Annotated in this window: 17 protein-coding genes and 1 pseudogene; 4 read left to right on the forward strand and 14 right to left on the reverse strand. The window is 46.5% G+C overall.

The features are described 5' to 3' along the window. The coding region (locus AC4MRN_RS13755; RefSeq protein WP_491203590.1) for an MFS transporter at nucleotides 1–639 on the forward strand (639 nt) is incomplete at its 5' end. 100 nt (nucleotides 640–739) lie between these two features. Further along, nucleotides 740–1,741, forward strand: coding sequence for a LacI family DNA-binding transcriptional regulator (locus tag AC4MRN_RS13760; protein WP_491203591.1), 1,002 nt, complete (start codon nucleotides 740–742; stop codon nucleotides 1,739–1,741). Between the two features lie 43 nt (nucleotides 1,742–1,784). Here the strand turns inward: AC4MRN_RS13760 and AC4MRN_RS13765 are convergent, their stop codons facing one another. The 3 genes from AC4MRN_RS13765 to AC4MRN_RS13775 form a co-directional block, all read right to left on the reverse strand. After that, complete coding sequence (locus AC4MRN_RS13765) at nucleotides 1,785–2,195, reverse strand: type 2 periplasmic-binding domain-containing protein (RefSeq protein ID WP_245819106.1); 411 nt, start codon at nucleotides 2,193–2,195, stop codon at nucleotides 1,785–1,787. 9 nt (nucleotides 2,196–2,204) lie between these two features. Further along, entirely contained in the window at nucleotides 2,205–3,323 is a 1,119-nt protein-coding gene (locus tag AC4MRN_RS13770; RefSeq protein ID WP_073318333.1) for a hypothetical protein, read from the reverse strand. Between the two features lie 97 nt (nucleotides 3,324–3,420). Further along, nucleotides 3,421–5,040 carry a methyl-accepting chemotaxis protein gene (locus AC4MRN_RS13775; RefSeq protein ID WP_073318337.1) on the reverse strand — a complete coding sequence of 540 codons (1,620 nt, stop codon included), beginning with the start codon at nucleotides 5,038–5,040 and terminating at the stop codon, nucleotides 3,421–3,423. 246 nt (nucleotides 5,041–5,286) lie between these two features. On the opposite strand from AC4MRN_RS13775, the gene AC4MRN_RS13780 reads away from it, so the two are divergent. Next, on the forward strand, nucleotides 5,287–5,763 hold the full coding sequence (locus tag AC4MRN_RS13780; RefSeq protein ID WP_073318340.1) for a nuclear transport factor 2 family protein: 477 nt from the start codon (nucleotides 5,287–5,289) through the stop codon (nucleotides 5,761–5,763). Here the strand turns inward: AC4MRN_RS13780 and AC4MRN_RS13785 are convergent. The 3 genes from AC4MRN_RS13785 to AC4MRN_RS13795 form a co-directional block, all read right to left on the reverse strand. Continuing rightward, nucleotides 5,760–6,389 (reverse strand): YiaD family glycine zipper/OmpA-like lipoprotein, encoded by a 630-nt coding sequence (locus AC4MRN_RS13785; RefSeq protein ID WP_073318343.1) that lies wholly within the window; start codon nucleotides 6,387–6,389, stop codon nucleotides 5,760–5,762. The two genes, AC4MRN_RS13780 and AC4MRN_RS13785, sit on opposite strands and share 4 nt — an antisense overlap. A 243-nt stretch (nucleotides 6,390–6,632) precedes the next feature. Further along, nucleotides 6,633–7,811: a cyclic di-GMP phosphodiesterase gene (locus AC4MRN_RS13790; RefSeq protein WP_073318346.1), complete on the reverse strand. Its 1,179-nt coding sequence runs from the start codon at nucleotides 7,809–7,811 to the stop codon at nucleotides 6,633–6,635. A 129-nt stretch (nucleotides 7,812–7,940) separates the two neighbouring features. After that, nucleotides 7,941–8,294 carry an MGMT family protein gene (locus AC4MRN_RS13795; protein WP_073318349.1) on the reverse strand — a complete coding sequence of 118 codons (354 nt, stop codon included), beginning with the start codon at nucleotides 8,292–8,294 and terminating at the stop codon, nucleotides 7,941–7,943. Nucleotides 8,295–8,307: 13 nt separating this feature from the next. Here AC4MRN_RS13795 and AC4MRN_RS13800 point away from each other — a divergent pair, with 13 nt between their 5' ends. Beyond that, nucleotides 8,308–8,886: a tRNA-uridine aminocarboxypropyltransferase gene (locus AC4MRN_RS13800; protein WP_491203592.1), complete on the forward strand. Its 579-nt coding sequence runs from the start codon at nucleotides 8,308–8,310 to the stop codon at nucleotides 8,884–8,886. Here AC4MRN_RS13800 and AC4MRN_RS13805 read toward each other — a convergent pair. The 8 genes and pseudogenes from AC4MRN_RS13805 to AC4MRN_RS13840 all read right to left on the reverse strand — a co-directional run. Beyond that, nucleotides 8,883–9,488 (reverse strand): glutathione S-transferase family protein, encoded by a 606-nt coding sequence (locus AC4MRN_RS13805; protein ID WP_370240404.1) that lies wholly within the window; start codon nucleotides 9,486–9,488, stop codon nucleotides 8,883–8,885. The genes AC4MRN_RS13800 and AC4MRN_RS13805 overlap by 4 nt on opposite strands. A gap of 10 nt (nucleotides 9,489–9,498) precedes the next feature. After that, entirely contained in the window at nucleotides 9,499–10,359 is an 861-nt protein-coding gene (locus AC4MRN_RS13810; protein WP_139241490.1) for a hypothetical protein, read from the reverse strand. Nucleotides 10,360–10,572: 213 nt separating this feature from the next. Continuing rightward, nucleotides 10,573–10,926 carry a VOC family protein gene (locus AC4MRN_RS13815; RefSeq protein ID WP_073318361.1) on the reverse strand — a complete coding sequence of 118 codons (354 nt, stop codon included), beginning with the start codon at nucleotides 10,924–10,926 and terminating at the stop codon, nucleotides 10,573–10,575. Next, nucleotides 10,923–11,348, reverse strand: coding sequence for a GFA family protein (locus AC4MRN_RS13820; protein WP_255051367.1), 426 nt, complete (start codon nucleotides 11,346–11,348; stop codon nucleotides 10,923–10,925). The genes AC4MRN_RS13815 and AC4MRN_RS13820 overlap by 4 nt, the downstream gene beginning before the upstream one ends. Nucleotides 11,349–11,604: 256 nt before the next feature. Beyond that, nucleotides 11,605–12,021: a F0F1 ATP synthase subunit epsilon gene (locus tag AC4MRN_RS13825; RefSeq protein ID WP_491055803.1), complete on the reverse strand. Its 417-nt coding sequence runs from the start codon at nucleotides 12,019–12,021 to the stop codon at nucleotides 11,605–11,607. Nucleotides 12,022–12,081: 60 nt separating this feature from the next. Beyond that, nucleotides 12,082–13,467: a F0F1 ATP synthase subunit beta gene (gene atpD / locus AC4MRN_RS13830; RefSeq protein WP_073318370.1), complete on the reverse strand. Its 1,386-nt coding sequence runs from the start codon at nucleotides 13,465–13,467 to the stop codon at nucleotides 12,082–12,084. Between the two features lie 33 nt (nucleotides 13,468–13,500). Next, a complete protein-coding gene (atpG, locus tag AC4MRN_RS13835; RefSeq protein ID WP_073318373.1) occupies nucleotides 13,501–14,361 on the reverse strand; it encodes a F0F1 ATP synthase subunit gamma in 861 nt (286 codons plus the stop codon). 56 nt (nucleotides 14,362–14,417) lie between these two features. Beyond that, a pseudogene (locus AC4MRN_RS13840) lies at nucleotides 14,418–14,838 on the reverse strand (F0F1 ATP synthase subunit alpha); the annotation flags it as partial.

The raw sequence follows: 14,838 nt of genomic DNA on the forward strand, positions 1-14,838 counted from the left end.
GGGATTCGTTACGGCGTTATTGCTTATTACTTCAAATACTTCCTGAACGACGCATCGCTCACCGGGCAATATTTTATTGTGCTGCTGGTGGTGTCTATCGCCGGGGCTTTTGCTACCCCGTGGCTGGCAAAGCGTTTTGGCCGGAAACAATTATTCATTGCGTCGTTATTGATAAGTAGCATTATCACCACCGGAATCTACTGGGTACCCATGGGTGAACAAGGCGTATTACCGCTGTTTCTTTTGGGTGGTGCTGCTGAATTTTTTGCAGCCATTATGCCTACCCTGTTTTTCTCCATGTTAGGAGATTCTGCGGATTATAACGAATGGCGCACCGGGCGTCGGGCAACCGGATTAACCTATTCTGCGGGTTCCTTTGTACAGAAAACCGGTGGTGGATTCGCTGGCGCTTTAGTTTTATTGGTGCTCGGCGCATACGGATATGACGGTATGGACGCCTCGACCATTAGTAATTCGCTGCCCGGGATGCAGTCATTGATGAGTTGGATCCCTGCCTGCTTTGGATTTGCCGGCGCCGGGTTGATCCTGTTTTATCCACTCACCGACAGCAGCCAAAAGGAACTGACAGAAACCCTGCAGCAACGACGAGCGGCTGATGAAAATGCGGCGACGGTATAAAAGTCGCCTTTTCGCCTAAAGATTAAACCTGAATGCGGGCGCTTTACAATCGCAGTGGAGACCGTAAACTGCCCAATAATACAAAGAACAGAGAGTCAGCGTGGCGACAATATACCAAGTAGCGGAACGTGCCGGTGTTTCGCTTTCCACTGTATCCCGGGTATTAAACGGACGTAAGACCGTTAATGAAAACCTGCGGGCAAAAGTAGAACAAGCCATGCAGGAGCTAAATTACCGTCCAAGCTCTGTCGCTCGTTCCCTGGCCACCAGCCGCACAGACAGTGTTGGCGTGCTGGTTTCAGAATTAAACTCTCCGTTCTTTGGCGACTTAATGCAGGCGGTTGAATCTACCCTGCGTGAAGCGGATAAGCACGTTATCATCACGGTTGGTCACAATAACCTGGAAACAGAAAAAGACGCCGTTGAGTTCTTGATCAGTCGAAACTGTGATGCCCTGATCATGCACGTTGAAGCCATGAGCGATGATTACCTGCGAGAAATTAATGCCAACCGGGTACCGATTTCAGTAGTTAACCGACAAGTTGAAGGGCTGGAAAGTGCTTGTGTCTGCTTAGATAACGAACGCGGTGGCTACCTGGCAACCCAGCATCTTATTGAGCTCGGCCATACCAATATCGCCTGCATATCAGGACCTTCAAAAGCACGCGATGCGCGTTTGCGTCTTGCCGGGCATCGGCGAGCACTGGCTGAAGCAGGCATTCCCTGGTCAGAGCAACTTTATTACGAAGGCCGGTATCAGGAAGAAGACGGCAAACAAGGTCTGCAAACCTTACTCTCCCGGAATAAACCATTTACTGCCTTGGTGTGTGCAAACGACTGGATGGCCTCAGGAGCTATGAGTTGTGCCAGGGACCTTGGAATGAATCTCCCTTATGATTTGTCGATTATCGGCTTCGACGATGCCGTTTTCGCACACCATGTTTACCCGCGGTTAACCACGGTGAAGAACCCCATTTACCAAATGGGCGAAATGTCGGCACGCCATATACTCAACGCCGTCTATGGTCAGTCGTTAGCAGTCAAAACCCTGTTTGATCCCAAACTGATCATGCGTGAATCGACGATTTTTCATAAGGTGTAACTTAACATGAATGACAGGGGTCTCCCCCTGTCATACGCAGGTATCAGAGGTTGAACAATACCTTCACGGAACCGTCTACTGCTCCGGCATCTACGAAACCAATAGCATCTGAGGAAGATGCTACTTTTTTCAGCACTTCAGCATCACTGCCAAGCTCTTTGGGTGGTCGTCCGCCGCCGGTAAAAGCAAGCTTGGCCCAATAGGCTTTGTACTGACTCGCATTACGGGAAAGCACTTTATCGATAAATTCGTCAGCGGTACCGCCACTTTGCATGTAAGGCGTAAGGGTTTTATCTTTACCCAGGTAAATTTGCGCAACCGTGGCCTGATCTAGGGAGTCTGCAAACCCAGGGTTAACTACAACCGCAACAGCCGCATTGGTTGAGAAACTCAACATGGCTGCACAGCACAGCACCAAGCCAGTAACCGTGTTTTTTATTGAATATTTAGCCATTATCAACTCCTAAAAGACTGTTACCAACGCCATCTCGGCAGCACCGGCATTACTGCCGTCCAACTGTTCTGATACGGTATACTCAAATTTAAACGCCGCAGAATCATGGAAATCCCAACGCAGACCGACAGAGTAGAATGGCAGTTCAAAATCGCGTTCGTCCAATACTGCAGTGGTTGTCTGGTATAAGAAATCAAGGCCCGGGTCGACACCGAGTGGCACTGAATTAATGGCTTTACGGTACGGCTCGTTGACATCTTCGCCCACAGTAGCATGAACCATGTAGCTGCCAAAACGTTTACCTACCGACACCATCCAGGGTTTATAGTCACCAACGATGCTTTCATCTACAGTAGACGGGATATATTCGGCCAGAAATAACCAGTCCTGGTTATCATAAATCACCCCAATCTCGAAAGCAGTTGAACTATCATTATTGATATCCAGCTCATTGCCTACAGCAGCATAAGGCGTTGCCTGCCACGCAGTTACTAAGTCACCAACGCCAATATCACCACTGATATCAAACTGTAAATAACTGGTTCTGAATGTCCACCAGCCGTAATTCACGCTGGCTACAGCACTAAAAATATCTTCTATTTCAAACGAACCAGTATCAGTAGAGAAATCCTCTTTTCCGTAGTACAACCGGAAGTTCACCATGGCATCACCGACAGTAAAATCGTGAATAGTAGAAATTCCGTCAATTGAATCAAATGGCGCCTTGTACACTTCAGCAGGCGGCGCTATCCAATGGTAGGCATAAGACACATCAAGGTAGTCTGAATACAGATACATTGGGATACGCTGTCGACCAGCCTGTATACGCCAGGAAGGCGAAATCTCGTAAGACAGGAAAGCCCAGGTGAATTCCGGCTCCCAATCGTCCCGCCCTCGTGAGCGAATCTGTGCAGTGGCGCTCAACCCATCACCCAAATCGGAATATGCCTGCAGCGCAAAGAACGAGTGTTCTTTAAAGTCGATACTGTCTTCATAGCCTCTGACGATAGCATCACTGTCAGTTGACGTTCCGCCAACAATGCTGGCAAAACCACTGAGGTTCACTTCTGCATTAGCGTGAATTGGCAATCCCCCCGCTAAAAGTGAGGCAATAAGCAATTTTTTCATAGTTTAATCCCGCGTAAATATAGGTAGATTTGATGTCTAAACGAACGCTTTTGTTATGCTCACCCGTTATCCCCGGGCTGTTGAATTTTTCGCTCGACTACACTTTGAACTGCCGCGCAATGCCTTCTAAATTTTTAGCCAGGTTGGCGAGTTCACTACTTGCAGACGCAAGTCGTACGGAGTTTTTGGATGTCTCATCGGTTCTTGCATAAATCTCATCAACGAACCCAACAATTTGTTCTGCTACGGCTTGCTGATTATCGGTTGTACTGGCAATTTGACCGTTCATTGCGCTGATTCGGCCAATGGTGTCGGCAATGACGTTAAGGCTCTCGCCTGCTTTATTGGCTTCATTCACACTGCTTTCCGCTTGTTCAGTGCCTGAGCTCATTACCTGTACAGCCGATCTTGCTGCACTTTGTAATTGCTCAATGGTCGTTTGGATTTCTTCGGTCGATTTTTGAGTTTTAGAAGCCAGCGTCCGGACTTCATCTGCAACCACTGCAAACCCTCGGCCTTGCTCACCTGCGCGAGCGGCTTCAATCGCGGCATTCAATGCCAGTAAGTTGGTTTGCTCAGCAATGCCTTTAATAACATCCAGCACGACACCAACCTGATTAGAGTCATTCTCCAGTTTGCGAATAACCTGGGCGCTGTCATCAACATTTTTAGCCAACGACTGAATACTACGTACTGTGCTATTTACCACTGACTGACCTTCATTTGACGCATTCGTTGCTTCGTCGGCAGCCCGTGCGGCTTCTGCAGCACTTTCAGCAACTGCAACCACGGAATGATTCATGTCATCTACCGCATTTTTAGCTTGCGTTGCAGCGCCTTGTTGATCGGCAATATTTCGATTCGTTGTCTCGGTTAACTGACTCAGGTTTTGAGCCAAATCCGATAGTGGCAGGGTGGTTTGTACGATGTCTTTAACAACCTTCTGCAGTTTCTCCATGAATAGATTGAAGTAGCGTACCAGGTCGCCCACTTCATCCTGAGCGTTTGATTCGATTCTGATTGTTAGATCACCATCTTCCTGCGCAATATCCCGTAATGACTTAACAACTCGGGTCAGATTGCCACGGATTTCGCTGGTTATCGGATAGGCTGTACCAAACAGGATTAATGTCGTCACAACCCCCATAATAATACCCAGCCAGAATAGGAAATCCTGAGCGCTGTTGTATTCAGAAAACGCTTGTTCAAACGCACTTTGCCGCGCTGCAATAAACTGATTAACAAGACTGATGGCGTTGTCGTAATTGGCATTCATCTCTTCCAACTTGTCACCCAGTGTAGCGAAGTCGGCAGTTTCATTGAGTATCGATGCAGTCACCTCTATCGCCTGCTCGCTGTACGCGCTGAAAGTTGACTGCAGTGTTGTTACCCCTGACGACAAGCTTGGGTCAATGCGACGTATAGCCTGTAAATCATCCAGCACGGCATCAACCTTTTCTCTTGCCACATCAATGGCATCCACATCGCCTGTAGTAACCGATGAAGCCAACGTATCCCGGACTTTTTCCATGTTAGTTAACACGGAGGTACTTAGTTGAAGCGCTGGGTAATCGACATTTTTAGCCACCTGTAACTGACTGGCATTCTGAGACGAGACGATACTGTTGATAACCACAAAAGTAATGAAACTTACCGCGCCAATAATGGGGATAAGAAAAATTTTCTGAGCAACAGATAGCTTCAGTAGAAAGTTCATTGAGAACAGAACTCCTTAATAGACAAGCAATTTAAATGTACGTAGCAACAACCACCTGATCTAAAAAATTAGTTTATATATGTATTTTTGCAAGTATTCGGACCGCAGAATTGAGCGACTATTGATGTGCCGCAAGGGTCTATGAGTTTAAAAAGGACAGGAATACTTGGCATTGACACGCTAACTGCTACTTTGTGAGTGTGGTAGGGTATTATTTAAGATTCTTAGTGAATTCAAAAATTACTTATGCGAATTATCATATATTTATGTGCTTTATGTATTACGAATACTGTATGGGCTGGAGCACGCAGTGTTGAACAAACACTTGATGCACTCCATGCTTCAGCTGCAACCGCGAATGCTGAGGTCTACTTCGATTTGTATACCAAGAATGCGAAATTTATTGGTACCGATGCGGGAGAGAACTGGTCTATTGATGAGTTTAAACAGTACGCTATGCCGTATTTTTCCAAGGGTAAAGGCTGGACATATACACCTGTTTCCCGTGAAGTTTTTTATTCTAATGACCACAAGGTGGCCTGGTTTATGGAAATCTTGTCTAACGCGTCTTATGGCACAACCCGGGGCACAGGTGTGTTAGAAAACGTTGACGGAGAATGGAAAATCGCGCAGTACCACTTAACTATTCCCATCCCAAACGCGATGGCTAAATCGGTGGCAGCGCAAATTGAATCAATGGCCGCCACCGATAAAGAACATTAGTTTGTGATTGGCTGAATCGACAGTTCCACACGGCGGTTTGCCTGTCGATTTGCCTCACTGGTATTTGCTACCTTAGGTTGAAACTCCCCCATACCAACAGTGGTCACCCGTTGGGCGTTGACGTTATAAGCAACAAGCAGGTTTTTTACTGCATTGGCACGACGTTCAGATAACGCCTGGTTATAGGTTTCAGACCCCGTATCGTCAGTGTGGCCCTTTATCATCAATACAGTTTTCTCGTAGTTGTTCAGTACGGTAGCGACATCATTGAGCACCGGATTAAAATTAGGGCTAATGGCAGCACTGTTTGTTGCAAACGTAATATCGCCAGGCATGATCAAATGCAAAGTATCACCTTCCCGAACGATATCCACACCCGTGTCAGCCAACTCAGCGCGTAATTCCTCTTCCTGCTTGTCCATGTAGTTCCCGATCGCACCACCAGCAATAGCACCTACCACTGCGCCCCAGGCGTAACGGCTTTTGTCGTTGTCACCCGTTGCTTTACCGAGTAATGCGCCCGCAACTGCGCCAATTGCAGCACCTTTTTGTGTATTGTTGCTGTTTGCACAACCCCCTGCGAACAGAGCAGTAGCCACTACCCCTGCAATCATCACCTTTTTCATTTAAACCTCGATTCTTTTGATTCGTACTCATTCCTACAGCAAGCTGTGTTCCAACTGCTTTGGTTACGGGTAATTTAGTGTTGAGTAGCTGAATAAAAGCTGACTAGACAGGCGTTTGAAGCGAATATCGTTAATTCACCAGACAGTGTTTTAAAGGAGAGTAGTGTCGCTACGCGGAAAGTTTTACACTCACTCTGTAATTTATTTGCGACACTACATTTGTACTAACAGGCACAGACGACGTTAAGGCAGCACCGATTCATTAAAAAAGCGATTAATATCGATACCATAGTCAGATGCTACGACCGCTTTTTCAATTTTTACTCTGTCGTCTGTGGCCAGGTTCACCTCTTTTGGTGTCAGATAATGATTCCCAACCGTAGAATAGAAAACGCGAACCAGGGGTTTAAGTGGCTGCTTTTCATTTTGCTTCATAACCAACGCCACTTTGCTGTTTGATAATTCAACCAAACTGCCCACGGGATAGATCCCCATGCAGCGTATAAATTGTTGAAGCAGAGCAGGGTCCAGTTTGTTTTTACTGTCTTTGAGTAATATCTGTAATGCCTTCTGGCTCGACATACCGGCTTTGTAACAACGATCTGCAGTAAGCGCATCGTACATATCAACGATGGCCAACATACGGCCTTGCTGGGTGATATCTTCCGCTTTTAGCTGTGCGGGATAACCCAATCCGTCTAACCGCTCATGATGCTCACTGACCCATTTAATCAAAGAAGGGGCTATTTTCATTTGATGAAGAAACTCCACGCCATAATTCACGTGTTTTTTCATTTCTTCCATTTCTTCGGTAGTTAAACGACCCGGTTTATGTAGGATTGCATCGTCAATTTTTATTTTTCCGAGATCGTGCAACAGACCGCTATACGCCAACTGTTCAACTTCCTGTTCTTCCAGCCCTAAGAAACGGCCGAAATTGGCCAGCAGAATACCCACATTTAGTGAATGCTCTAGCAGGTAAGAATCCTTTTCGCGGATTTTTGTCATTAACAAGAGAGCATCAGGATTGCGGTCCAGCGACCCAACCAGCGCGGTCGAAAACTCTCTGGGCACATAATCGTCAAAAACAGTTCCACTCTGAATTGCCTTGTAGAGGTTCTTCTGAATTTTTATGCCCTGTTGATATAACTTCTCTGCGCGTACCAACTCTCTTTCTACAGGGACTGCGGTTTCCAGGTGCTGATTTGCAGGCAACGGCTGACCGCCGGCAGTTGGATTGGACTCAACATCGGTTTCAATAACGACACGCGTAATGCCTTTGCGTTTTAACTCTTTGATTGCAGCTTCACTGGTGACGCGACCACGGCTTTTAATATGGACTGTACCTGCGCGTTGCTCTGCAATCTCAAGGACGTACATCCCTACTTCTAGTTGTTCAATTCCAATCGTTATCACTGACATGTGTTCTACTTCTTGTTGTCTGGCTTTGTGTATTAATGGACCCGTTTCACAGATCTTCTTTTTCTGTTTCGAACAGTAGCGTTGATTGATTCCTTTCTTGAGTCTGCGTGCCTTCAGCACAGCCTCATATTAAAAGTCTAGCTGGTAAAGTAACGTTGGTAAATCTGGTTGCCACTGGTAACGTTTCATATCGACGCGATGATTAACCACCAGCACCCCTTCTTCCTGCAATCTGGCAATTTGCTCATTGGCGTGCTCGCTGGCAACCGGAAAAGCAATTTGTCCATTACTGCGCAGTACTCTGAACCAGGGCACGATTTCATGCGGTGGCACTGCTTTTAAACTGCGCCCAACCATGCGAGCCCGTCCTGGTAAGCCTGCTAAATCGGCTACTTGCCCATATGCGGCAACTCGTCCAGCTGGAATCAGCCGGATGGTATGCCATATACGTTCTGTTGGGGTAAAATCTACATTTCGATCCATAACCTGGTGTAGTATGCGCGCAAAGTGCCACCGTTGTCACTATCCTTTAAATACCTGCCTGTGTGAACATATTAAACCTGTTCACAATCAGACAGAGGTCGTCGTACTGCAGCATTTCAAAGAAGCCGTTCACGCTAAAAATACAGTCAAACTCCTGCAGCTTTCTTTGCAAAATATTCACTGTTACACCGGCAAAGTAGCAGAAGATTTTAAATCACTCAGAGAAGCGTTAAGTGAATGTGATGACGCAACAGTCGTACTCTATCCTTCTCCGGAATCAACCGAGTTAACAAGTACTTACAAACTGCAAAATTACAGTAAAATAAGAAGATTAATAGTTATTGATGGAAGCTGGAAGCAGGCTTACGGACTTTGGAAACGCAATCCATGGTTAGATAAATACCCGTTTTATCGCCTACCGGACAATATAGATGGCCAGTATGGAATCCGAAAAACCCAGGTATCGAACGGCTTGTCGACACTTGAGGCGGTCGCCTTCACCTTACAATGTATTGAGAGTACCGACACGGCGCCACTGTATCAGCTACTAGATGCATTCAAGCAGCAGTGGTATCGGTTTTCTGGCAACTAACGACGCTGTGCCATTGGCATGTAGCCACGCTGCTCTTCAATTAAAGCCAACCAGCGACGAATGCCAGGATATGCAGAAAGGTCAAAGCCACCTTCGTGGGCGACATGCGTGTAAGCATATAAGGAAATGTCTGCAAGAGAGATGTGGTCACCCACCAAATATGGGGTTTCGTTGAGTTGGGTTTCCATAACCGCAAGCGCTTTATGCCCGGCTTCCTGCTTAGCGTCGAATTCGGCTTTTCTGTCGTCGGGAAGCCCAAGAAACACATTGATGTATCTGGCAACCGCAATCGCGGGCTCATGACTGTACTGTTCAAAGAATTGCCACTGCAACATTTTGGCGTAGTCAAACGCCTTGGATGGGATCAGCGTCGATCCTGCGGCGAGATAATTAATAATGGCATTCGACTCACTCAGACATCGTCCATCACTGAGTTCAAGCAATGGAATTTTGGCTACCGGGTTCTTAGCAATAAACGCATCCGTATGTGTTTCTCCTTTCAGGATATCCACATCAACCCACTCGCAATGCTTTCCGAGCAATGCCAGTACCAGTTGGATCTTGTAACAGTTGCCTGAACGGCTGTCTCCATAGACTTTCATGAGTACTCCTTTACTTTACAAACCAGGCCATTAACAACCAGCTGGTCGGTACACCGGCCGACACAATAAATATCTTAATATTCTGCACAATATCTCTTGGCCAGCAACTGAATTGACGCATATCTTCCAGCTGTTGATTCAATCGATAAAGTTGTGCTGCAGTGCGCTCATTGTTGAGCCCGCTGCGCCTTTTTACCAAGATGGCTTCTATAGCAGTTTCTATTGAGGCAATATTTTTTGCCCGATAGGTCCGCATTAACCATAGCGTTTTAAGCACAGGCAAAAACAGTAACGCCAGCATAAACACTACCATTACCATTAAAATCAGCAGATCGATCACTGGAATAGGTTTACCCAGCCAAAAAATGGGTACCAGCATTAACATCATGAGTGCCAGACTCACGTTACTGAGCCCGAGATCGCACAGCGCCTTACAATGACTAAAGTTTGTTTCTCGAGTGATGCTGGGCAACACCAAATGCCGGTACATGTACCGTGTAAATGACGCCGACTGCATTATGAATAAAAACAAAAAAAACCAGAATGGGACGGCGATTGCATTCAGCAATATAATGGCGGGCTTTAAATCCAGTGCCAGCAAACCTTCCGTTGTCAGGTATATCATGGTGATCGATATCGCCAGCGCACTGGCAATCACCACCTGAGTAATTAGCTTTTTCTCCAGCTTTTTAATGTGTTGTGGATACTCATCAACGCGTCTAACGCTGACCAGAAAGTCAGCTATACGTCGACCTGCACGTCGGTGCATAATGCGTATTGCCAGCCATAAATAGCCGATTATCAGCGGCATACCCAGCGCAGCATTAAAATCCCTTTGTGAACGCTCATCCACTACGTATGCTAAATCCAATGATCCAGCCAGGTAGTTGAGGCTTAGGCAAACTATTACAAATAGTAAAGGCGGCAACCAAACATGTATTAATACATTTTTATTATTCATTACGTTGGTTGTGTGTATAAAGCAACGCTAATTATACACGTCAAACATTCATTGGCACAAACCAGACATCGACTGGTTTGTTAACGAATGTGAATTGCCTGAGTGCGCCCATAAGCACACTTGCTATTTATCTGACCACACAGCGAATTCATTGCCACTGGGTTCAGTAAAGTGAAACCGCCGACCGCCGGGAAATGCAAAGATAGGCTTGATGATGATGCCTCCCGCAGTCGTTACCGCGTTTAGCGTCTCTTCAAGGGCAGGAGTGTAGAACACTAATAACGTTGCGCCTGTAGCCGTGAGAGAAGCCATGTCGGCTTTATACAGGCCGCCTGTTATTCCCTTGTCACGAAATTCACAATACTCCTCACCGTAATCGGTGTAAGTCCAGTTAAAAACAGAAGCAAAGAACGCTTTGGTGGCGGGGATATCCCTGCACGGCAATTCGACATAATTAATAAGCGTATCTGTACTCATGATTGGTTATCTCCGGCAAATTGGGCCATCACTTCCTCACCTGTCATACACACTGTTTTTTGTTCAAAGCTGTAATATTCGGGTTTACTGTCTATAAAAATTTGGTGTGACATCGTCATAGCCTGATGCGTTGGGAACAAGCCTACCGGGAGATAATAGGTTTCACTGCCTTTCATTCGGTAGAACAGGTGAGTACCGCAATCTCCACAAAAACCGCGTTCTGCCCACTCGGACGAATCATAGGCTTTCACGCTGTCACCGGATAAAGTGACATTGTCGCTCTCTAAGGCGAAGTAGGGGCTACCGGCCCATTGTCTGCACATGCCGCAGTGACAAACGCCTATCTCCAGTGACTTTATGATGGCGTTAATTTTAACGGCACCACATAAACACGATGCCGAAAGTGGGGTTGGGGTATCCATATACGTTCCTTGCTTAAAGTTATCAACACCAAAGTGTCTATAGGTAAGGTTATGTCTCCCGCTTAACTAAACATCGCTTGATATGCGGGCAGTTGCGCCTTTTACCTAACTCCATTCACTTCGCTTTGAGTTCAATATCTGAGCTTATTATATGTATATTTATACAGTTCAGGTTGAAATGCACGCTTTTTTTCTATTTATTGCAGGCATAAAAAAACCCAGGCGAACCTGGGTTTTTAATATCGTTTGAATCTAATTACTTGCGCAGTTTTTGAATTAATCGCAACTGGGCAATAGCTTCTGCCAGCTCGTGAGCGGCTTCTGCATAATTAAAGTCAGCACCTGGATTGGCGATGTGCTCTTCTGCACGTCGTTTAGCTTCTTCAGCAGCTTGTTCATCCAAGTCTTCTGCTCTTACTGCCGTATCGGCCAGAACAGTTACACTGCCAGGTTGTACTTCAAGTACACCACCAGCAACATAAATAACTTCTTCTTCACCGTGCTGTTTAACCAAACGCACCATACCAGGTTTAATTGGAGTGATGAGCGGCGCGTGGCCAGGGTAAATACCCAGTTCACCTTCGCTACCTGTCACCTGGATGGTTTCAACGCGACCAGAGAAAATTTGCTCTTCTGCGCTTACTACATCTAAGTGAACTGTCATTGCTGCCATGTAAACCTCCTAATAGGTACGTTAGCTTAAGTCAGGGGCCGTCAACACAGCCCCGGGCCATTAAGCTTTCTTGGCTTTTTCCAGCGCTTCGTCGATTGAACCAACCATGTAGAAGGCTTGCTCTGGCAGGTGATCATATTCACCTTCCAGGATACCTTTAAAGCCACTGATGGTGTCTTTCAGAGAAACGTATTTACCTGGAGAACCAGTGAATACTTCTGCTACGAAGAACGGCTGAGACAGGAAACGCTGAATTTTACGAGCGCGTGTTACAACCAGTTTATCTTCGTCAGACAGTTCGTCCATACCCAGAATCGCAATGATATCTTTCAGCTCTTTATAGCGCTGTAGTACGGTTTGAACGCCACGAGCAGTTTCGTAGTGTTCCTGACCGATTACCAGAGGGTCCAACTGACGTGAAGTTGAATCCAGTGGGTCTACCGCAGGGTAAATACCCAGAGACGCGATATCACGTGACAGTACTACCGTTGCATCTAAGTGAGCAAAGGTGGTTGCCGGAGACGGGTCAGTCAAGTCATCGGCTGGTACGTATACCGCCTGGATTGACGTGATTGAACCAGTCTTAGTAGACGCGATACGCTCCTGAAGCACACCCATTTCTTCAGCCAGTGTAGGCTGATAACCTACCGCTGAAGGCATACGGCCTAACAGTGCTGATACCTCAGTACCGGCCAGTGTGTAACGGTAGATGTTATCTACGAAGAACAGTACGTCACGACCTTCGTCACGGAATTTCTCTGCCATCGTCAGACCAGTCAGAGCAACACGAAGACGGTTACCTGGTGGTTCATTCATCTGACCGTAAACCAGCGATACTTTATCAAGTACGTTTGATTCGTTCATTTCATGATAGAAGTCGTTACCCTCACGAGTACGCTCACCAACACCTGCGAATACTGAGTAGCCGCTGTGCTCGATAGCGATGTTACGGATAAGCTCCATCATATTTACGGTTTTACCAACACCGGCACCACCGAACAGACCAACTTTACCACCCTTAGCGAATGGGCAAACCAGGTCGATTACCTTGATACCAGTTTCAAGCAGTTCAACCGAGCTTGATTGATCTTCATAGCTTGGCGCTTCACGGTGAATAGACATACGCTCTTCTTCACCGATTGGGCCCGCTTCATCAATTGGGTTACCCAGTACATCCATGATGCGGCCCAGGGTAGCTGTACCTACTGGAACCATGATTGGGTTGCCAGAGTTTTCAACTGTAAGACCACGACGCAGACCGTCAGTAGAACCCAAAGCGATACCACGAACGACACCGCCACCTAATTGCTGTTGCACTTCCAGGGTTAGCCCGGACAAGTCACCTTCGGTAACTTTAAGTGCGTCATATACCCTTGGAACCGCGTCTTGTGGAAACTCGATGTCCACAACGGCGCCAATGACTTGGACGACCTTACCTTGACTCATAATTTGTCCTCATTATCTTTTCTAAACCTTTGCCTACACCGCTGCTGCACCACCAACAATCTCACTAATTTCTTGTGTGATTGCGGCCTGACGGGCTTTGTTGTATACCAATTGAAGATCATCAATCAGATTGCCTGCGTTATCGGTTGCGGCTTTCATTGCAACCATTCGAGCAGCTTGCTCGGACGCGGCGTTTTCTACAACACCCTGGTACACCTGGGATTCAATGTAACGAACCATTAATGCTTCCAAAATGGGTTTTGGATCCGGCTCGTAGATGTAATCCCAACGATGCTTCAACTCTTCGTCTTCAGACTTTGGCAAAGGCAATAATTGATTGCTTACAGGCTGTTGTGACATCGTGTTAACGAAGTCGTTGAAAACCAGAAATACTTTATCCAGTTTTCCTTCATCAAAGGCTTTCAGCATGACGCGTACTACGCCAACAATGTCGCTGATTTTAGGCGCGTCACCTAAACCTGATTCTGCGGCAAGCAAAGTACCGCCAAATCGGTTAAAGAACGCACATGCTTTTGAACCTAGCGCTGCAAAGTCCACTTCGACACCTTGGTCTTTCCAAGCTTTTACTTCCTTGGTAACCAATTTAAACTCGTTGGTGTTCAAACCACCACACAAGCCACGGTCGGTGGATATCACAATGTAACCGACACGCTTGACTTCACGCTCTTCCAAATATGGATGGCGGTACTCAAGGTTACCGTTAGCAATGTGACCAATCACTTTAAGCATATTTTGTGCATATGGACGACCGGAGGCCATGCGCTCCTGCGCCTTTTTCATTTTGGACGCAGCAACCATTTCCATCGCACTGGTAATCTTTTGAGTATTCTTGATACTCCCAATCTTACCTTTTATCTCTTTACCGCTGGCCATGACTATCTCTCCGATTACTCAACGTAGTGCTGGTGGTTTTCACCACCAGCCATTGATTACCAAGTTTGTGTCGCTTTAAATTTAGTTAAAGCGTCATTCAACTGAGACTCAATGTCATCGTTGTAGTTACCTGTTTCATTGATAGTCTTCATCAGATCAGCGTATTCGCTGTTCATGAATGAATGTAAGGCCGCTTCGAAATCCAGGATCTTGTTCAGTTCCACGTCTTTCAGGAAGCCTTTTTCTACCGCGAACAGGGAAACACCAGTCTCACCCACTGACAGTGGCGTGTACTGCTTCTGTTTCATTAGTTCGGTAACGCGCTCACCGTGCTCAAGCTGTGCACGAGTAGCTTCGTCAAGGTCAGATGCGAACTGCGAGAATGCCGCCAATTCACGATACTGAGCCAGGGCAAGACGGATACCGCCACCCAGCTTCTTAACGATTTTCGTTTGAGCCGCACCACCAACACGAGAT

The organism is Marisediminitalea sp. (assembly GCF_984433645.1).

Coding starts and splice junctions, on each gene's coding strand:
- atpG (WP_073318373.1), bottom strand. CDS start 14,361: ATGGCCAGCGGTAAAGAGATAAAAGGTAAGATTGGGAGTATCAAGAAT.
- AC4MRN_RS13785 (WP_073318343.1), bottom strand. CDS start 6,389: ATGAAAAAGGTGATGATTGCAGGGGTAGTGGCTACTGCTCTGTTCGCA.
- AC4MRN_RS13775 (WP_073318337.1), bottom strand. CDS start 5,040: ATGAACTTTCTACTGAAGCTATCTGTTGCTCAGAAAATTTTTCTTATC.
- AC4MRN_RS13805 (WP_370240404.1), bottom strand. CDS start 9,488: ATGAAAGTCTATGGAGACAGCCGTTCAGGCAACTGTTACAAGATCCAA.
- AC4MRN_RS13770 (WP_073318333.1), bottom strand. CDS start 3,323: ATGAAAAAATTGCTTATTGCCTCACTTTTAGCGGGGGGATTGCCAATT.
- AC4MRN_RS13795 (WP_073318349.1), bottom strand. CDS start 8,294: ATGGATCGAAATGTAGATTTTACCCCAACAGAACGTATATGGCATACC.
- AC4MRN_RS13800 (WP_491203592.1), top strand. CDS start 8,308: ATGCGCGCAAAGTGCCACCGTTGTCACTATCCTTTAAATACCTGCCTG.
- AC4MRN_RS13765 (WP_245819106.1), bottom strand. CDS start 2,195: ATGGCTAAATATTCAATAAAAAACACGGTTACTGGCTTGGTGCTGTGC.
- AC4MRN_RS13790 (WP_073318346.1), bottom strand. CDS start 7,811: ATGTCAGTGATAACGATTGGAATTGAACAACTAGAAGTAGGGATGTAC.
- AC4MRN_RS13815 (WP_073318361.1), bottom strand. CDS start 10,926: ATGAGTACAGATACGCTTATTAATTATGTCGAATTGCCGTGCAGGGAT.
- AC4MRN_RS13825 (WP_491055803.1), bottom strand. CDS start 12,021: ATGGCAGCAATGACAGTTCACTTAGATGTAGTAAGCGCAGAAGAGCAA.
- AC4MRN_RS13780 (WP_073318340.1), top strand. CDS start 5,287: ATGCGAATTATCATATATTTATGTGCTTTATGTATTACGAATACTGTA.
- AC4MRN_RS13820 (WP_255051367.1), bottom strand. CDS start 11,348: ATGGATACCCCAACCCCACTTTCGGCATCGTGTTTATGTGGTGCCGTT.
- atpD (WP_073318370.1), bottom strand. CDS start 13,467: ATGAGTCAAGGTAAGGTCGTCCAAGTCATTGGCGCCGTTGTGGACATC.